18 protein-coding genes are annotated in these 17,069 nt (G+C 37.4%); 5 read left to right on the plus strand and 13 right to left on the minus strand.

Annotated features, from left to right (window positions below):
• Positions 1-28: 28 nt before the first annotated feature.
• The 7 genes from budA to H277_RS0105165 all read right to left on the minus strand — a co-directional run bounded on the left by budA (position 29) and on the right by H277_RS0105165 (position 7,111).
• Positions 29-1,405: an acetolactate decarboxylase gene (budA, locus tag H277_RS20485; protein WP_244874880.1), complete on the minus strand. Its 1,377-nt coding sequence runs from the start codon at positions 1,403-1,405 to the stop codon at positions 29-31.
• Between the two features lie 211 nt (positions 1,406-1,616).
• Entirely contained in the window at positions 1,617-2,624 is a 1,008-nt protein-coding gene (locus H277_RS0105140; protein ID WP_019974515.1) for a zinc-dependent alcohol dehydrogenase family protein, read from the minus strand.
• Positions 2,625-2,647: 23 nt separating this feature from the next.
• Positions 2,648-3,439: an SDR family NAD(P)-dependent oxidoreductase gene (locus H277_RS0105145; RefSeq protein WP_019974516.1), complete on the minus strand. Its 792-nt coding sequence runs from the start codon at positions 3,437-3,439 to the stop codon at positions 2,648-2,650.
• A gap of 111 nt (positions 3,440-3,550) precedes the next feature.
• Positions 3,551-4,081, minus strand: coding sequence for an NAD(P)H-dependent oxidoreductase (locus H277_RS0105150; RefSeq protein ID WP_019974517.1), 531 nt, complete (start codon positions 4,079-4,081; stop codon positions 3,551-3,553).
• A 29-nt stretch (positions 4,082-4,110) separates the two neighbouring features.
• The gene (locus tag H277_RS0105155; protein WP_019974518.1) at positions 4,111-5,367 is read right to left on the minus strand and encodes a serine hydrolase domain-containing protein; all 1,257 of its coding nucleotides are present in this window, start codon (positions 5,365-5,367) and stop codon (positions 4,111-4,113) included.
• A gap of 136 nt (positions 5,368-5,503) precedes the next feature.
• Positions 5,504-6,472: a nuclear transport factor 2 family protein gene (locus H277_RS19655; RefSeq protein ID WP_019974519.1), complete on the minus strand. Its 969-nt coding sequence runs from the start codon at positions 6,470-6,472 to the stop codon at positions 5,504-5,506.
• Between the two features lie 60 nt (positions 6,473-6,532).
• Positions 6,533-7,111: a TetR/AcrR family transcriptional regulator gene (locus H277_RS0105165; protein ID WP_019974520.1), complete on the minus strand. Its 579-nt coding sequence runs from the start codon at positions 7,109-7,111 to the stop codon at positions 6,533-6,535.
• A gap of 158 nt (positions 7,112-7,269) precedes the next feature.
• Here H277_RS0105165 and H277_RS0105170 point away from each other — a divergent pair, with 158 nt between their 5' ends.
• Entirely contained in the window at positions 7,270-7,626 is a 357-nt protein-coding gene (locus H277_RS0105170; protein ID WP_019974521.1) for a winged helix-turn-helix transcriptional regulator, read from the plus strand.
• A gap of 22 nt (positions 7,627-7,648) precedes the next feature.
• Here H277_RS0105170 and H277_RS0105175 read toward each other — a convergent pair whose 3' ends face one another.
• Entirely contained in the window at positions 7,649-8,194 is a 546-nt protein-coding gene (locus H277_RS0105175; RefSeq protein WP_019974522.1) for an NAD(P)H-dependent oxidoreductase, read from the minus strand.
• A gap of 89 nt (positions 8,195-8,283) precedes the next feature.
• Here H277_RS0105175 and H277_RS0105180 point away from each other — a divergent pair, with 89 nt between their 5' ends.
• Positions 8,284-8,667, plus strand: coding sequence for a winged helix-turn-helix transcriptional regulator (locus H277_RS0105180; protein ID WP_019974523.1), 384 nt, complete (start codon positions 8,284-8,286; stop codon positions 8,665-8,667).
• A 20-nt stretch (positions 8,668-8,687) separates the two neighbouring features.
• On the opposite strand, the gene H277_RS0105185 is transcribed toward H277_RS0105180, so the two are convergent.
• Genes H277_RS0105185 through mobA form a run of 3 tightly spaced genes read right to left on the minus strand, consistent with a single transcriptional unit; the run spans position 8,688 to position 11,353 of the window.
• Positions 8,688-9,596, minus strand: coding sequence for an AraC family transcriptional regulator (locus H277_RS0105185; protein WP_019974524.1), 909 nt, complete (start codon positions 9,594-9,596; stop codon positions 8,688-8,690).
• Positions 9,597-9,648: 52 nt separating this feature from the next.
• Positions 9,649-10,914, minus strand: coding sequence for a conjugal transfer protein MobB (gene mobB, locus H277_RS0105190; RefSeq protein ID WP_019974525.1), 1,266 nt, complete (start codon positions 10,912-10,914; stop codon positions 9,649-9,651).
• Positions 10,915-10,918: 4 nt separating this feature from the next.
• A complete protein-coding gene (gene mobA / locus H277_RS0105195; protein ID WP_019974526.1) occupies positions 10,919-11,353 on the minus strand; it encodes a conjugal transfer protein MobA in 435 nt (144 codons plus the stop codon).
• Positions 11,354-11,872: 519 nt separating this feature from the next.
• On the opposite strand from mobA, the gene H277_RS0105200 reads away from it, so the two are divergent.
• The 3 genes from H277_RS0105200 to H277_RS0105215 all read left to right on the plus strand — a co-directional run bounded on the left by H277_RS0105200 (position 11,873) and on the right by H277_RS0105215 (position 14,330).
• Positions 11,873-12,295 (plus strand): DUF3408 domain-containing protein, encoded by a 423-nt coding sequence (locus H277_RS0105200; protein ID WP_019974527.1) that lies wholly within the window; start codon positions 11,873-11,875, stop codon positions 12,293-12,295.
• A gap of 1,437 nt (positions 12,296-13,732) precedes the next feature.
• A complete protein-coding gene (locus tag H277_RS0105210; RefSeq protein ID WP_019974529.1) occupies positions 13,733-14,038 on the plus strand; it encodes a helix-turn-helix domain-containing protein in 306 nt (101 codons plus the stop codon).
• On the plus strand, positions 14,025-14,330 hold the full coding sequence (locus tag H277_RS0105215) for a helix-turn-helix domain-containing protein (protein WP_019974530.1): 306 nt from the start codon (positions 14,025-14,027) through the stop codon (positions 14,328-14,330). Before H277_RS0105210 ends, H277_RS0105215 begins: the two co-directional genes overlap by 14 nt.
• 393 nt (positions 14,331-14,723) lie before the next feature.
• On the opposite strand, the gene H277_RS0105220 is transcribed toward H277_RS0105215, so the two are convergent.
• On the minus strand, positions 14,724-16,394 hold the full coding sequence (locus H277_RS0105220) for a hypothetical protein (RefSeq protein WP_019974531.1): 1,671 nt from the start codon (positions 16,392-16,394) through the stop codon (positions 14,724-14,726).
• Positions 16,391-17,041 carry a hypothetical protein gene (locus tag H277_RS0105225; RefSeq protein WP_019974532.1) on the minus strand — a complete coding sequence of 217 codons (651 nt, stop codon included), beginning with the start codon at positions 17,039-17,041 and terminating at the stop codon, positions 16,391-16,393. The genes H277_RS0105220 and H277_RS0105225 overlap by 4 nt, the downstream gene beginning before the upstream one ends.
• Positions 17,042-17,069 lie beyond the last annotated feature (28 nt).

Genomic DNA, 17,069 nt, shown 5'->3' on the forward strand with positions numbered 1-17,069 from the left:
TTTATATGATTTGTACAGAATATATTTCTTACTTCCCCTGCTCCACACGCTTTAGTGCTTCATTGTCTTTGGTGTCAAATTTGAAATTCTGAAAGTCTTTATCTGTCGGTATTTCCAATTCAAAGCTTTTCACTTCTGCAATCTCAATTTTTAGGTCTTTCCCTGTAAAATCCAAAACGTGTCCGCCTTGTGATTTGTCCGATGAAAGAAAATGAAAATGAAAACCTTTACTGTTGATACCGTTAAGATATTCGGGCAGATGATAACCGATTAATGTGCCTTGTGTATTTGAAAATTCAAAAAACTTTTGGGTGTTAAAAATTGAAGTAATAACGGGAAATGGCTCATCCTTTATAGGGGGAAACGCCCTTGTTTTTATATGGTCGAACTTTCCTGTTATTTTAATGGCATACATCGCATTTTTATTTTTCAGTTCTTTGCTTATCTGCTCCCAAAGGGCTTTTTCTCCAATGGGATTTTCAATAGTGATTACGGTATCGGCTTTAAAGAATGTGGTAAACAACATTGACGTTTTAAAGTTATCGTCCGGTTCAACGGTTTCGCCTGTGGCTTTGGTCTGATATACTTTCCCGTCCAACATCGTCAATTCGCCATCCAGCATATCGGGAGCTCCCAAACCGAAATCTCCTTTAAATTTCAGTTCTTTCAATGGCAAAGTCCCTTTGTACAGACCGCCTACAAAAGCATCTGCCACACCGTATTGATATAGTTTGTTGTATTGTTGCTTATGGTTCATTTCCAATTCTTTTTTATCTGTGATGATTACTTTGTTTTTCAGCATTTGGGGCATATAGATTTTTTGCGTGGCAGGATTATAAAAAATATCTGCTATGCTTTCTTCGGTCAGCAACATTTCAGCTTGCTGATTTTTTAAATCGTAAATCCACAATTTGCCATAACCTTTGGTGGGAAATGTTACCCAATCCGAAATCAATAAATGGGTATCATCTATCCATTCGATGCCATCAAAAAAGCCATTGGAAATATTAGGCAATTGCCGAAAATCTTCGTTGCCTGTTTTGATGTAAACCGAACCCTCGCCCAGCATTTTCCCATTGGTGCAAACCGCAATCTGGTTGGTGCTTTTATTGAACGAAATGCCGTTTACGGCAGAGATATTTCCAATGATTTCAAACGACTTTGTTCGGGTATTCACTTTGTAAATATTGCCCGAATAGGTGTCCGTAATACCGATAAATCCATTTTCCAAACGGCAAATATCATTCAGTACGGTAGCCTGTGGAATAACGAGTTCAAAAACTGTTTTTCGGGTACTGATGTCAAAGCCTACTACACGTTCCAAGTCTGCTACGTATAAGATGCCGTTTTCAATCGTCATCCCTTTGGGAGCGTGTAATACGCCTTTGGTCGGGGCAAACTTCAATTCTATCAGCTTACCGTCTGGAGAAATTTCGCTGATAAATCCGTCACTATCCCTGCTACTGAAATCCTGTCCCTGATTGGAAACAAAAAAACGCTTGCCGTCTGATGTTACGCTTTCAGGCGTTGCAAAGCCGTTGATAATTTGTTGCGAAAAGCTGCTTAATCCGATGCAGATAAAGACTACCGTTAATATATTCCTTACTTTCATTGCCTTAAAATTTGATGACTACTTTACCGAAAACCTTTCCCGATTTCAATTTTTGAAATGCTTCCTGTGTTTGCTCTATGCTATAAACACTATCAATGGCAGGTTTAAGGTTATTCTTTTCAATGGCATTTACCAAATCGCCCAATTCTTGTGCATTGCCTACGGAATAGCCTTGTAGGCGGATATAGTTCATAATGAGCGGGAACACATCAAAAGACAGTTTACTGCCCGACATAAAACCAACCAAGCCTATAAAACCGTGTTCCTTAACGGAAAGAATACTTTGCTCAATGGTTTCGTTTCCTGCCACATCGAGCGTAATATCTACGCCTGTGCCGTTGTTCAGCCGTTTTACTTCATTGCTCCACTGGGGAAAGTCTTTATAATTGATGACTTCATCAGCTCCCAAATCTTTTAGCTTTTGCTCTTTTTCCTTGCTTCCTGTGGTGGCGATGACTTTCAGTCCCGACATCTTCGCGATTTGCAGGGCAGATAAGGAAACACCACCGCTTCCCTGTACCAAAATGGTCTGCCCTGCTTTAATATCAGCTTGTGTTACGAGCATTGCCCAAGCGGTCAAACCTGCAACAGATAGCGATGTAGCTTCTTCATCGGTAAGGTTTTGAGGGGTACGTACCAATGTATTTTCGGGCTGTACGGTAAACTCTGCCAATGTTCCCGAAGTCTGTACACCTGTTCTCAAAGCATTGTGATAAGGCGTTGTTCTCCCTGCTTCCCAATGGGTAACGAAAGGAATAAGCACACGGTCGCCTTTTTTCCACCGTGTTACATTCTTCCCAACGCTTTCTACCACGCCCACACCCTCTGAAACAGGAATGAACGGAAGCGGAATATTTAAGCCATTGCTGTTTTCTACTGTAAGTAAGTCAAGGTATTGGAGCGAAACGGCGGTAGTTCTTACCAAAACCTCATTTTCGCCAACTTCGGGAGTTGGAACTTCGGTTAATTTCAGATTTTCTATGCCGTAGTTTTCTAATTGTATTGCTTGCATAATCTTTTGAATGGAATTTGAAATTAATAACGTTGTCCTCCGATAGTCAATCCACCGTCTACCAAAATACTTTCTCCTGTAACAAAGGAGGCAGACGGACTACTCAACCAGACCACCAATTCGGCAACTTCTTCAGGGTTTCCAAAACGACCCATTGGAGCGTGCCTTTTTGTTGGTTCTTTTAGTCTATCAGCTTCTTCTTTAGGAAAAGGATAAAAACGGTCAAACATCGGGGTTTGAATGTAGCCAGGCTGAATACTGTTAATTCTTATCCCTGATTGTGCAGCTTCAACAGCCAAAACCCGAACCAATCCGTCCACGGCGGCTTTACTTGCTGAGTACACTCCTGAACCTCCAAAAGCTCCTCTTGAAAGCCAAGATGAAGTGTTTACGATTGTTCCGCCAGTGCCTTGTTTTTTGAACTGTTCAATTTCGTATTTGCAGGATAGCCAAGTGCCTTTGACATTGATGCCTACAACATTATCAAATTCTTCTTCGGGTGTTTCATCAATCGGTGCAAAATGTCCCTCAACACCTGCATTGTTAAAAGCAATATCGAGCCTGCCAAAGATGCGAACAGTTTCAGTGATAAGATGTTTTACTTCCTCGCTTTTGGAAACATCAGTTTTTACGAAATGGATATCGGAACTTATTTTTTGCAATTCAGTAAGAGCAGTTTCACCAAGTTCCTGCCTGCGTCCCGCAATAACAACTTTTGCACCTTTTTGTAAAAACAGTTTTGCAGAAGCCAAGCCTATGCCCGTTGCACCACCTGTGATTAGGGCAACTTTTCCTTTTAAATTTTCCTGAACCATAATTCTTAATTTTTATTACGGTACAAAGTTCGCTCCGATGCTTTTTAAAAAGTTATGCAAATCAAACAAATGGTTATGAGATAAGTATAGACAATCAGAACTCTTGCACTGTTATAAAGAATTTAAAAAATCCAAATAAGGAGATACACTTTTCTCAATCCATTCCTCTGTGCTGTTCAGCTCAATTCCATAATAGGCAAAGAACGGTTTGTAATCGGCTTTTACATACTCAAAAGTCAGTTCAAAAGGTCGGGTCAGTTCAGCCATAGTATATTTGTATTTCCCCGTTGTGTTATACTCGTGTTCATCTATTCCAACAGACATCGCCAAAGCGATTTTCTTGCCCGAAACCTTATAACCGCTCTTGCTTCCATACGCCCACCCATAGGTAAGCACATCATCCAGCCATTTCTTTAAGAATGGCGGGCAATTGAACCAATAAAAAGGAAACTGAAATACAATTTTATCGTATTGCTCTATCAGTTTTTGTTCTGCCAATACATCAATTTGATCATCGGGATAAACCTTGTGCAATTGATGAACATCATATTTATCGGGATGCTTGCTTAATTCTTCAATCCACCTCTTATTAATTACCGAACGCTCTATATCGGGGTGAACAATGATTATCAATGTTTTCATATTGTAATGATTTTCAACTATCTGTTTTTTTAATAAAAGTCGGATGTATCCATATTTGCATACACCACATTTTTATACAATGTACCCAAATCATTATGATTGGGGCGGAAATACTCCTGTGTAAAGACCAATCCAATGATATTTTCTTTGGGATCTGCCCAGTAGTGTGTACTGAAAGCTCCACTCCAAGAAAAAGTACCGATACTTGGGGATTTAGAAAATTTGTTTTCTTCAGTAACCAATTCAAAACCTAATCCGAAACGGAAATCGGGGTCGCCTTTTAAAATTACTTGATTTGAAAGTTGGTTGGTAGTCATCAGTTCAACGGTTTTTGCACCTAAAATCCGTTTTCCATTGTAAGTGCCTTTGTTCAACAGCATCTGTAAGAATTTTGCATAGTCGGCAGTCGTAGAAGACAAACCTGCTCCACCAGACAAGTATATTCCGTCTTCCAGTGGATAATCAGGGCTACTATTTTCATAAATCGTATGATTAACTTTTGCAAAATCTTTATCCGTTTTCTCCGAGACGGAAACCAAACGGTCAGCCTTATCCTGTGGGATTTTAAACTGTGTATCGGTCATCTGTAACGGTTCAAATATGTAAGTTTGGAAAAATTTGTCTAATGGAACTCCGCTGACAACTTCTACCAAATACCCTAAAACGTCTGTATTCAGACCGTAAGTGAAAGCTGTATTAGGGTGGTGTCGCAATGGCTGTTTGGCAAGCAATTCCATTTTTTCTTTCAACGTACCTTTGCTTCCAATACCCGTTACCGCTCCTGCCTTGGCGTATATTGCCTGCATTCTTGTATCATCGGAAATTAGCGGATAATCAATACCCGAAGTATGGCGTAACAAATCTCTAATAGTAACTTCCCTTTGTGCAGGAACAGTTGTATAACTGCTGTCGGTAGGATTAAATTTGTCAAGCACCTGCGGATTTTTGAATTGAGGAATATATTTTGAAATCGGGTCGTCCAACAGGATTTTTCCTTTTTCGTAAAGCATCATAACCGCTATGCTCGTTATCGCTTTGGTCTGAGAAGCAATGCGAAAAATGTTATCGGTTTTTAAAGGTTGTTTTGTGCTAACATCGGCATAGCCAAAGGCTTTGTTATAAATCACTTCGCCGTCTTTGAGCAATAATACATTCACTCCCGAAACTTCTTTTGCGTTTACCAATCGGGCAGATAAATCATCAATACTCTTTTCAAGTTTAGTATTTTGTGCGAGGCTGTTTAACGCTATTACGCAAGCTATAGTTGATAAGATTTGTTTTAACATTTTTTATTTGATTTTAAAATTACACCACAAAATTACATAGGCTACATTCGATTTCGTGCCTTTGCAACTTATTGTATGGTACTAACAAAAATGTAAGTATTGATTTGGATGTTTCCTGGTGTATGTTTTAATTTGTTTATTTCATTTCCTCGTTCAATCGGTAGCTGTCTTCCATAAAATGGTATTTTACGATTTTACCGTTGCGGATTTTAAAAATATTGACAAATTGAGCATTAAATACTTTATTGTATTTTAGAATAACTGATGATAATTGACCGACTGCTACTGCATTTTCGCCATTTATGGCGATATACTCCACATCAAATTTTAAGGATTTGATGTTTTGATATAAAACTTTGAAATAATCCTCAACTTCTTTTTTGGTTTGTCGTTTTCCAGTCCACGGAAACTTTTCTTTATTTCCTGGCAAATCAAAATCTACCATATCGGCAAACAAATCTGCTAAACTTCCCTGTTTTTTACCCGATTGAATTTCGTAAAATTCATCAACAACTTTTTTGGTTTCGGCTTCAATTGTTTTATGCTCTATTTCTATTAAATTTTTGTTTTCACTTTTCAACAAATCCACAACTTCTTTATCCTGTCCTGCGTGGTCTGGGTCAACGTAGCAATACATTCTTTTAATACGGTTTCCCTCAAATTCAAAGACCGTGCAAAATTTTCCAAATGAAATCTCATTGTCGGGAAAAACCGCTCCTGTGTGGATTGCACCTATCTCTACGCCCTCCACTACAATAGTGTTATCGGTTACGATAAAGTTGAATTTGTCCAACTCAAAAGTCAAGTTATTGAACAGATTTCGCACCTGTTGTCCGAATTTCTTAACTCCCAATTTTCCCTCCGCAAAACCAAATTTCGGATAGAAAATTTTCACATCTTCCGTAAAAAGGTCAAAATAACTGTCGTCATTAAAATCTCCGCTATTGATTTTCTCGTAATAAGATTTTGCAACCCGAAGTTGCTCGTTTTGCTCTGAATTATTTGTCATAATTTTTTCTTTATTGTTGCTTATTTTTTGTGCAAAGACTTCTCCGCTTGTCATCAAGATCGCAAAAGCTAAAATCGTTCTTGCTTGTTTTCTCATATTGTTTTTGTATTTAATTTATTTTAAACCAATCGTTCCAAAATAGAACAAAAAAAATTTTTACCGTTTTATTTGTTCCGTCAAAAAGTCCACCATTTCCAATACTTCCTGCTTATTTTGGTTCAAAATATAATGGCTCCAATAACTACTGAACGAAGCGAGAATATATCGGGCAATCACTAAGGCAGAAGTTTGGCTTTTAATATCTCCGTCTTTTTTTGCTTGTGCAATCAGGTTTTCCAAAATGGATTGCAAGGCATTTCCGCTTTTTTGGAGGAGGTTTTTCACTTCCTTGTCCGCAGGAGCAACCTCAAAAATGGTGTTCACAATCAGACACGCCTTGTCATCTGCCAAAGTCTGATTAACTACATCTCGGATAACGTATTCCAATGCTTCAATGGCTTTTCCCTTTACTTTTGAGGCTTCCAAATATTGCCTTTCTTTGAAAGAAGCGTAATTGGATAGGCATTTCAGAAACAAATCGTGTTTGTTGCCGTAAGTATCGTAAATACTACTTCTGTTCAAATTCATCGTAGCGACTATATCGTGCATAGAAGTAGCATTGTATCCCTTTTTCCAAAAAAGGTTACGCACAGTTTCTAATTTTTCGTTATAGTCAAACTCTTTATTTCTCGGCATATCGGATGCAAAGATATAATATTAAACCGAATGTTCCAAAATAGATTTATGTTTTCTGCATATTATCTGTATTGAAATTTTACAGTGTTAATCCACATACGCAACTGTCCATTTTGTATCTTTGCAACAAATTGTATAGTACTAACAAAAATGTAAGTATGAGTAAAGTAAAAGAGAGTTCTGTCAACTATGAGAACAGGCAACAGTTAGGTTCAGAATGTTCTCAAATTTATGCTACGAACCTTATTGGCGGACAATGGACATTGGCTATCTGTTGCCATTTGGCAAAGGGAAAACTACGTTTTGGTGAACTGAAAAAACGTATCCCTAATATAACCGAACGTATGCTAACGTTACAGCTCCGAAAAATGGAAGAAAATAAATTGATAACCCGAACAGTTTATGCGGAAGTTCCGCCACGTGTGGAATACGAACTAACCAAAAGTGCAATTCAACTTATACCGATATTGGAACAGTTGGAAGTATGGGGAGAGAAACATAAGAAGATGATTTAAAGTTTGCTGCATTACAGGAACTTTATCCAAGTTCTTGTAATGCTTCAATCAGTCTTTTTGTGTGGTCTTTTGCCCTGTTCTTTACTTCTTCCTCTGTATAACCTGCAACCAAAGAAGTTCCGTGAAAATAAATCGGGTCGATATAATTCATCTGTGTATGGTAAGCGGTCTGTTCCAAATGTTTGCAAAATTCATATACTCTGAAATGCTGAAAGCCCAATGTTTTATAACTGCTTTCCGATGAACCCACGGTAAAACTCGGTACAAAATTTTTGTCTTTCAACTTGTCGCCTTTCGAGCCGTAAGCAAACTGATGTAAAAACACTTCGTCAAACCAATGTTTCAAAATGGCAGGCATACTATACCAATAAAAGGGATATTGGAAAACGATTGTCTGATGTCGCAATAACGCTTCCTGTTCAGCTTCCACATCGATTTTATAATCGGGATAGAGGTCGTGAATGTTTCGGATTTCCAATTCCAAATCACTTTTTTGTAGTTCTTCAATAATCGTTTTGTTAGCAAAAGACTTATCGAAATTCGGGTGTGCTAAAATAACTAATGCCATACTATAATAATTTTAGTTGCAAAACTAATTTTAGTAAATTACATTTGCAATAACTATCGAAATGGATAGACTGAAAAAAAAATAGTAAAATGAAAACAGAATGTATAGGCGATTTCGTGAAATTGAATGGTAAAACTTATCCTTGCACGGTAAGCCTGACAATGGATTTAGTAGGTGGTAAATGGAAAGCTGTAATCCTTTATCATTTAAAAGATGAAGCAAAGAGATATAACGAACTTCGTAAAGAAATACCGTCTGTTACCGAAATGACTTTAAGTTTACAGTTGAAACAATTAGAAAAAGATGGTCTTGTTTTAAGAAAAGTTCACGGCAAAAAACCGCCTGTAAAAGTCATTTACAGTTTAACCGATTTCGGCAAAAGTATTGTTCCTGTTTTGGAAGCAATCACAAAATGGGGAAATAGAGTTGTGAAAGAAAAGGGAGAATTTATTTCTGCTGAACGTCCTATGTAATAAAATTCAAAATCTCCTGTCTAAACAACATTTGCTCCTATTTCTTTCCTAAACTGCAAAGGCGTTACCTCCGTTTGCTTCTTAAAAAAGATGATAAAGTTTGACGAATGCTCAAAGCCTAAGCTAAACGCTATTTCTGCAATATCCCAATTGCTGAATTGTAATAATGCTTTAGCTTCTTTAGTTATTCTTTCGGCAATCCATTCTGTTGTAGTTTTGCCCGTGCTTTCTTTCAAAGCCCTGTTTAATGTATTGGTATGAACGTTGAGCTGTCCGGCAAACTCGTTTGCTGTTTTAAGTTGCAGCGTTTGGCTTGGGGCATCAATGGGAAATTGTCGCTCCAACAATTCTAAAAACAATGTGGTGATACGCTCCGAAGCATTGACGGGCTGATAAAAAGTTTCGGGCGGTTGCATCTTCATAGCTTCGTGCATAATGATTTGCACATAGCTTCTCAATAAGTCGTACTTATTGGCGTATTCCGAGCGTATTTCACGCATCATATTTTCAAAAACACTTTCCAAAAGTTTTAAACTTTCTTTACCGGGGAAAAATATGTGATTGCCCCCAACTTTGAACAATGCCGATTGCGAAAGATTTTCATTTTTCAGGGTCGGGCTTACAAAGTCTTCAGTGAAAAGGCAGAAATATCCTGCTTGGTTTTCCGAAGTCGGTTGCCACGAATAGGGAATAAGCGGATTAAGAAACGTAATAGAGGGCTTGTCTATCTGTATGGATTTGTCGGCATAGCTCAAAATACCTGTTCCTTTTGTAGTCATCGAGATTTTATAAAAATCCCTGCGGTTAGGCGGTAGCGATGTACTGTCGCACGCAAATTCCTCCCTGCGGTATATGTTGAATTGTCCTGTTTTTGAATACTCCTGTCCGTGATTGGTGTGAAATTCCTTTATTGTTTCCTTGCGTTTCATTTTACAAAGTTATGAAATTCAAACGGACAGATGCGAGCTATAACAGATATTTTCACAACCTCCTGCCTTTCTTCTTTTTCTTCTTCATTCGGTTGGCAAACTGTTCTTCTTCGTAGTCCTCGCCCTGTGCATTGGGTAACAGGCTGAATAATCCCAAATCGAAATTAGGCGAATGTTCCTGTGAAAGAAACTCAAAAAGGTCTTTTGTTGGCAAATCGTCCAATGTATCTGTTTTGGAAACAGGGCTGTCCTGTACCTTTAATTCGGGTTTGTTTCCGTTGTTCCACCAATCGTTGAAAACATTTGCAGACAGGTTTCTATCCAATGCCGAACCGTTCCAAACACTACGGCTTTCGTGGTCGATGAATGTTATACCGTAAATCCTCCCGCTGTCGTTCCTGCGGACAAGGGTATTAATACCCTGCTCGGTCAATTGCTTTTTAAAATCCGTTTCGTTGCTTGTCGTGTGCATAGCCAATTCAACGGTATTCTTTAAAATTGACCTTGCAGGATTGGTCTTCATTTTCTCTTTAGACTGTTCCAAGTGTTTTTGCAGTTGTGCTACGCCTGCATCTTTTCCGAATAGCGATGCCTTGAACGGATTGCTTGCCTTGTTTCCGTTCTCGTCCAATGCCACATAGACCAATCCGTTTACGGTCTGACCGTTCCTCTCGCCTTTGACTTCTTCTGCTGTGATGTTGAAAAGAGAAAGTAACGCATTGTAGCTACCCATAGTTGAAAAGTTGTAATACTTTGGCAAATGGCGGACTACCGAAGCAATCTGACTTTTTATGTCGCCTTTATGGTAATCCACAGGTCTGAAAACCTTGTTGGCTTGTTTCTGCTCCTGCTCGGTTGCTTTGTGCAGGTTGTATTTCTGTTCCAAATCCCGACAGATTGCCATTGAACGAGGGTGGTCGTAATCATCGGGGATTTTCTTTCCGTCAATGCCTACACAGGTCGAAACGATATGGATATGCGTCCGGTCAATGTCCGTATGTTTGAAAACAATATAGGGCTGATTGCCGTAGCCCATACGTTCCATATACACGCGAGCCATTTCGGTAAACTGCTCATCGTTTACCTTGTCTTTCGGGTCTGGGTTCAATGAAATATGGCGTACCGTCTTTTCCGTTTTGATGTTTGCTGACAGGTACGGCTCAAAGCACTTATTGAAATACGCTACGGAATACCTGCCGTCCACCGTATCGGGTATCTTGTTCAGCAATAAAACCGCTCCGTTTTCATTGTCCACTTTATGCTGATTGTACAAAATCGCTCCGTACATATTGCTTCCCTTTCCGATTTTTGCAATCATTTCTTTACTCTTTTTTCAGATACTTTGCTTCAAATTCCTGTGTCAGACGGATGACTTCCTTAGTGACTTTTACCAATTCAATGGTTTCTTTTTCCAGTTTAAAGAGGTATGCGGATGCTTTTTTCTCTGAAAAATTGCGGTACAATAGCTTTACAACCTGATTGTAATTTGTTCCGATTGCCCTGAACTGACTAAAAAATCGGGTCAGCTTTTCGTGATATTCTATTGCATTCATATCAATTTTGACGGTCTTTACCGTCTTCTGAAAGATGCAAGCCGTGATGAAATGTGCCACTGCTTTCATTCCCGATTGGTCAAAGAGGGCAAGGAACTTGGCGTTGTCCTCTGCATTCAGGTTAATGGAATACCGATTGACCGCAGGGTCGTTCTTCGGTTTTCTCCCTGTTTTCCTAACCTGTTTACTGTTCTTTTCTTCCATAATAAATCCATTTTAAATCTTAAACAAACGGGCGACTTCGGAGCCGTTTCCAGCCGCTGCAAGGGCAAGTGCTTTTGAGGTACGGAAATTCATTTCGAGTACCTCAAAAGATAACTTGCTCTGAACAGGAGTTCAGAAAATCCGTCTTGGGGACAGATCAGGTTAATTAGAGATAACCCACAGCTTATATTACAAATTTCGCTAAGATCAATTGAATAACAGTTATTTGAAAGCAGGATAATGGATGCAAAACACCGCCAGTTAGAGCCACCTTTTCTTTATTTTGTACATACATCCTGTTATTTGTCAGAGCAGTTAACTGTTCAGCTGTACAAACGGAAAGTTGTAGCCACAGTTACATATAACTCCTATCAGCTGAAAATACAGACAATTTTGCAGGTGGACTTTCTGTTGGAAGGAATTACTTATTTACAGAGTCGCAATTAAAATAAATTATAGCTGTATCGTAATATTTCAAATCACATAGTATAATTTATAACAATCAATAAAATTAAAATCATGGATGACAATAACAAAAAAGTAAAATCGGATATAGACGAGGCAAAAATGATGAACCTGATGGTTGACGGGGTAAGAAAAGAAGGATTTGATATTTCCGCAGAAGAAATACTGGAAAAGAAAAAAAATGAGGGACAGGAACAGGAACAGCCATTTAAAAAAGGGAACACCCGTCCAAAAAGCTACAGCCGACCCGATTATGAAGAAATATTTTTCAAAGATGTAAAAAGTACGGCACGGCATGTAAAATCAGTGCACATCGATCCCGATCATCACAAAAAACTTTCGCGAATTGTTCAGGTAATAGGAGATAATAATACCACCATTTATGCCTATCTGTATAACCTACTGGATCATCACTTCGGGGAGTTTGAAGAGTCTATCACGACCAGTTTCAATGAAAAAAACAGACCTATTTTCTGACTTCTTTAAGTAGTGTTATCAAGAGCAGGAAATATTAACAAAATACAAGTAAACGATATAAGGCACCACCCATTGAGACGTTGAAATAAATAATGCAAAGCTGAAAAACCGAATAGTTAGAGTATAGAATCAAGCGTAAAAAACAATGAAGTTCCAAATCTCGAACGTGTCTTTTTTTTGGATTTTCGATTTCGACATTGATGCAATGGACTTTATGAAAGCCTATAGACTATTATTTCCCGAATTTCAGAACGTACTGGTCAGCAGGAAATTAATGAGCTCATCTGTTTTTATAGATATGAATAATTGGTCACGGTTATCCGTGACAAAATTTACTTTCTGCCCAACTATACCATCGAAAAAGCCCTGAAATTATTTCCAGAACTTAAAAAAAGTAGAAATGTACTGCTTGAATCGCAAGGACAAGCCATATCAATAGATTTATAAAGGTATAAGCCTAATTAATCGTGTTCTTTTCGCTTTTTTTTCCGCAACATCTAGCTAAGAAGACAGTCAAGGCAAATCTATCAAATACGTCAAAATTGTTTTTATCTACAAATATTGTAAATGACGGTAAATTCTCTAAAAATATTTCCAAAAGAAAAAAAGAAGAAAAAAAGAAAGCAGATACATGGGAAGGGCAATGATGAGACAAAAGGAAACGGAATAAGTCCCGAAGGGTGAAAAAGAAAAAATTTTTCGGAGCTTTTTTCTTTTTCATTATGCCGTAAGCTTTTGACTGGCTTTTGCGTGGGATGTCCTTCCCAACTTAGCTGTCTTTTTATCTGTTTTATTCTGGAAACCATCTTTCCCCAATGTTCCGCTTCTAAAAAGCGGATGAGATTCCATTAATATTTTATATGGCTTTGAAAGCCACTGAAAGGATAACGAAAAATACTCTTTGGTGTTCAGATCGGATATTTTTGTTATTCTTTCTACAATATCTGTTCAAAACTTTTTAATTTACCTAAGGAAAAGCACAGGCAAATTAAAGTGTTTTAGGATCAAGTTTGTTTGTAATGTCAATGCGAGCCAAATAATTCTATTGAGTGTCAAGGTGGATAATACAAAACGTTCCCAATCATATGAAGCCAATCCAAAGAAATAAAATATTTATAGGGGAAGGATGTTCAGTAGAATATTCCTTGAAAACCAGAAGCAATCCGTCCAAACTGAAAGTACCATTGGTACACATTAATGGCTATATGTTATGACTTAAAAAACATTGAAAATATTCAGCTATTATAGATTAGTAAAAAGCCTGTAATTATTGCACAAAGACAATCCAATTACAACAACACACTCTTAGAATATAAACTTTAGATTGATACTACAGCCTACTATTTTTGCAGTAGTCCGACAAATAATGCCAGCGAATACAACATTGGAAAGTACTTTAAAATTAGATTTTATTTTCGAGTCTTAAATACTTAAGACATGGAAATAACGATTCTAAATATTCAGATTTTAGAAGCAGTGAATAGAGAAGTAAAGGAAGTTACGAATTTGGTAGCGGAAATTACGGCTCCCTACAAATCACTACAACAGGCAACTAAATGGTTAGATGGACAGGAAGTCTGCCAATTGCTAAACATTAGTAAAAGAACTTTGCAGACTTATAGAGTGAAAGGAATTCTCGGAGCTACGCAGGTCAATCGCAAAAATTACTTCAAGATGACAGATGTTGAATTTCTGATGCAGTCAGGTCAAATATTAAAAAGCAGAAAAAATGGAACAGATTGAAAATTCGAATGAAGATATGCTTGCCCTGCTTGAAGCTGTGGTTGGCATCAAAAACGAACTACTTTATATCAGGGAATATTTTCACCCACTTCTAAAGGGGGAAATCTACCTGTCAGGCGAACAGGTCTGCAAGATGCTTCACATCAGCAAACGGACTTTACAACAATACAGAGATGACGGACTGATTCCTTTTATCAAGCTCGAACGGAAAATACTTTTTAGAGAATCGGACATTATCAGATTATTGGAAAATAATTATCGACGTTCGCTGAATAATGAGAAAAATATTTAAAATTTGTAGCTGTTTAAGACAACTAAAAGCCCATTGTTCAAACAATGGGCTATCTTGCAAAAGCATTTTTTTAATCTACGTTTCAGATTATTACAATACGTATTTCAAGTTGTCCCTTCGTTTCCTAATTGATACCGACCTCCTCTTACTATTTTAAAAAATGTATCCACTATTATTAAATAAGCTGACTTGATGCAACGTACTTGAGTAGTAATTTCCACTAAAAGAATATTATTCCTGATCATTATCGAAATACTTTTTGATAACTATAAGTGTCAGGCTATACAGAAATTCCATAATCTTTTCCGCTTCTTCCTGCGTTACTTCCATACCTTCGCTTTTAAAGAATTCCATTACCTCTTCTATCGGGATTCTTGATTTCTTTTGTACGAGTCATGGATTTGTATTTATAATTAAACCATCAGTTTTTTCAAATATAAATCCCATCTCTGCACCGTCCAATAATTGACCTTCAATTATGGTTTTTTTAAGTTGTACCATCAACTTGTCTACAATCATTTTCATCTGATCTGCTTTCTCAGTATTAACTTTTGCTATACTGTGATGTACGCTCATATTATAATCAGTAAAAGAAAAAATGTTGGACGAGAATTGATCAAAGAGATAATGGTATTTATGTATGTCCTTATCTGCGTAGATACATAGTTGCCAAAGGGCTTCGGTCGTCATATAATTTGGCAGATAGTAGGTTTTTGCATAGATGTATGTTCTACAAAAGGACAAGAGAAATAAAGCAAAGATATTATCTACCCCTTGATAATTTTCTTTTTCTCCATCAATCAGTTTATAAAACTGCAATGAACTTCCCAATGTGCTTTTGTAATAAAAATAAAGGTCATTGTGCTGTGGATGATGGGGCGTTTCCCAATGTGGTTCCGGATGATACTGATCTGAGGAATAGATGAGATTTTTACCTTGCATAATGAAAACAAAGAAACTCTGGAACTCTCGGAGATTCTTTTGAATCCAGTAACGATCGTGACCCACCAATAAAAACCTGTATTGAGTTCCAAAAAGGCTCATCAAAGAATGCGTGATGGCTTTGATTTTTTCATTGTTTACATTCAGACCAATTAGCAGTAAATAGTAAGTTTTTACTTCTCCATAGGTTGTTTGATGAAAAAAATAGATTTGTTCCAATTCTGCAAAAGTCAGGATTCTGTCAATAGCTCTTTCAAGTATTTCATCTTTTGACGATCCCTCGATTGGACATAGGTCTTCATCACCATTACATATCTTCTCGTATTGCTTTTTTATAAGATGCTTTAAATTGTAGAATCGAACTGAGATGAATGTATATAACGAATCCGAAATAATGCGCAATGAATCAAACAATTCTGAATTGTAGATTAAATCATCCCCTTCAATTGATTTCTTTGTTTCGTCAAAAATTTCACTGATAAAATATTGGTGCTGATTCTTTTTGACAAAATATTGCTTAAGTTCCGGAATGTAGATCAGCAGTTTATTTATCCTTATATTCAGATCAATGTCGAATGTCCTGTTTCCGGTAAATAATTCTTCTAGATATTCAAGATCATATTCGATCAGTTTTTTATAGGAAGTAAAGACACTATTATAGGAATTCTCAGCGATCAGCCTTTCGACCTGCAACTGATGGATCTCGTGGTCGTGGTGGAAAGTATCCTCGTACCGATTGAACTTTTTGTGATATTTTTTCCAGTTTCTGTTTATCAATAGTGAAGGTAGTGAGTCTTCATTTTGATAGATCATTGATGACTGTTGGCAGTAGTATTCTATGAATGGGTGACCTTTTGAAAATTGGTATTCGATTCTGGAATAATCAATGAAATAAATATAGACCTGATACTGTTCTCTAACTTCGGCAACCCATCTTTTTGACTGCAATTTTACAGCATCTGAATTTTTGGAGACAGAGATAAGCAGGTGTGATTTCGCTGAGGTCTTTTCCTGCTTGTAGAATATCTGAATAATTAAATGGTCGTGTACAAGCTGATTCAATGTATTTTCCAAGAACTCACTGGTGAGGATGAAAAACGGAGATTTCTTTGGGGTTGTCATAGCTGATCGTTTTTAGTTTCATAATCACTATCGTAGTGTATAAAGATAGCCTCAATAAATAAATGAAGCAAGGCAAACCAGACCATCAGATCGATATGAAGATCCATCTCGGGGTCGTTATCATATCCGATAGTCTGGTTGAAAACAAAATCATGGTCTTTCATCTTTTCCTGATACTTCTCAAAATAATCAATTCCAACAATTGACAAAATAAGAAGAAATAATTCATTGATGCACTTCTCAGAAGTAGTTGCATTGATGATGTATTGCGCGCTGTTAAAATTATCCAATTTATCAGTTTCGGATTTGGATTCGACCGAACTATTTGATTTGCCCTCAAAGTAAAAATGAATGAGTAATAATATGCAGGACAGCAGACCTGCCGTCTTGACATCTTGTGAGCTTGCATTCTTGAAATCGATATTCCCTGCTAGCAATTCCTCCAATTTATATTCTTGAATCAGATCGGGATAGTTATCAAGCAGTTCTGTAAGTTTCGGATTATGCAGTTGGTCACGCAGGCTGAATATCCCAGTTTCAAGGTCTTCTCCCCGAGAATTTTGAACGAGAATACCCAGTGCGATCTCAGCCTGCTCTCTGGTTTTTACAAGCTGATTGTCTTTGCTAAAGTGTTTGTTATTTTTCATATCAATAATTTTATCTTTTGTAAAGTTG

Source organism: Empedobacter brevis NBRC 14943 = ATCC 43319 (assembly GCF_000382425.1).
GTDB lineage: Bacteria > Bacteroidota > Bacteroidia > Flavobacteriales > Weeksellaceae > Empedobacter > Empedobacter brevis.

Coding starts and splice junctions, on each gene's coding strand:
- H277_RS0105165 (WP_019974520.1), bottom strand. CDS start 7,111: ATGCCGAGAAATAAAGAGTTTGACTATAACGAAAAATTAGAAACTGTG.
- H277_RS0105180 (WP_019974523.1), top strand. CDS start 8,284: ATGAAAACAGAATGTATAGGCGATTTCGTGAAATTGAATGGTAAAACT.
- H277_RS0105220 (WP_019974531.1), bottom strand. CDS start 16,394: ATGACAACCCCAAAGAAATCTCCGTTTTTCATCCTCACCAGTGAGTTC.
- H277_RS0105175 (WP_019974522.1), bottom strand. CDS start 8,194: ATGGCATTAGTTATTTTAGCACACCCGAATTTCGATAAGTCTTTTGCT.
- H277_RS0105155 (WP_019974518.1), bottom strand. CDS start 5,367: ATGTTAAAACAAATCTTATCAACTATAGCTTGCGTAATAGCGTTAAAC.
- mobA (WP_019974526.1), bottom strand. CDS start 11,353: ATGGAAGAAAAGAACAGTAAACAGGTTAGGAAAACAGGGAGAAAACCG.
- H277_RS19655 (WP_019974519.1), bottom strand. CDS start 6,472: ATGAGAAAACAAGCAAGAACGATTTTAGCTTTTGCGATCTTGATGACA.
- H277_RS0105200 (WP_019974527.1), top strand. CDS start 11,873: ATGGATGACAATAACAAAAAAGTAAAATCGGATATAGACGAGGCAAAA.
- H277_RS0105145 (WP_019974516.1), bottom strand. CDS start 3,439: ATGGTTCAGGAAAATTTAAAAGGAAAAGTTGCCCTAATCACAGGTGGT.
- H277_RS0105215 (WP_019974530.1), top strand. CDS start 14,025: ATGGAACAGATTGAAAATTCGAATGAAGATATGCTTGCCCTGCTTGAA.
- H277_RS0105170 (WP_019974521.1), top strand. CDS start 7,270: ATGAGTAAAGTAAAAGAGAGTTCTGTCAACTATGAGAACAGGCAACAG.
- H277_RS0105140 (WP_019974515.1), bottom strand. CDS start 2,624: ATGCAAGCAATACAATTAGAAAACTACGGCATAGAAAATCTGAAATTA.
- H277_RS0105225 (WP_019974532.1), bottom strand. CDS start 17,041: ATGAAAAATAACAAACACTTTAGCAAAGACAATCAGCTTGTAAAAACC.
- mobB (WP_019974525.1), bottom strand. CDS start 10,914: ATGATTGCAAAAATCGGAAAGGGAAGCAATATGTACGGAGCGATTTTG.
- H277_RS0105185 (WP_019974524.1), bottom strand. CDS start 9,596: ATGAAACGCAAGGAAACAATAAAGGAATTTCACACCAATCACGGACAG.
- H277_RS0105150 (WP_019974517.1), bottom strand. CDS start 4,081: ATGAAAACATTGATAATCATTGTTCACCCCGATATAGAGCGTTCGGTA.
- H277_RS0105210 (WP_019974529.1), top strand. CDS start 13,733: ATGGAAATAACGATTCTAAATATTCAGATTTTAGAAGCAGTGAATAGA.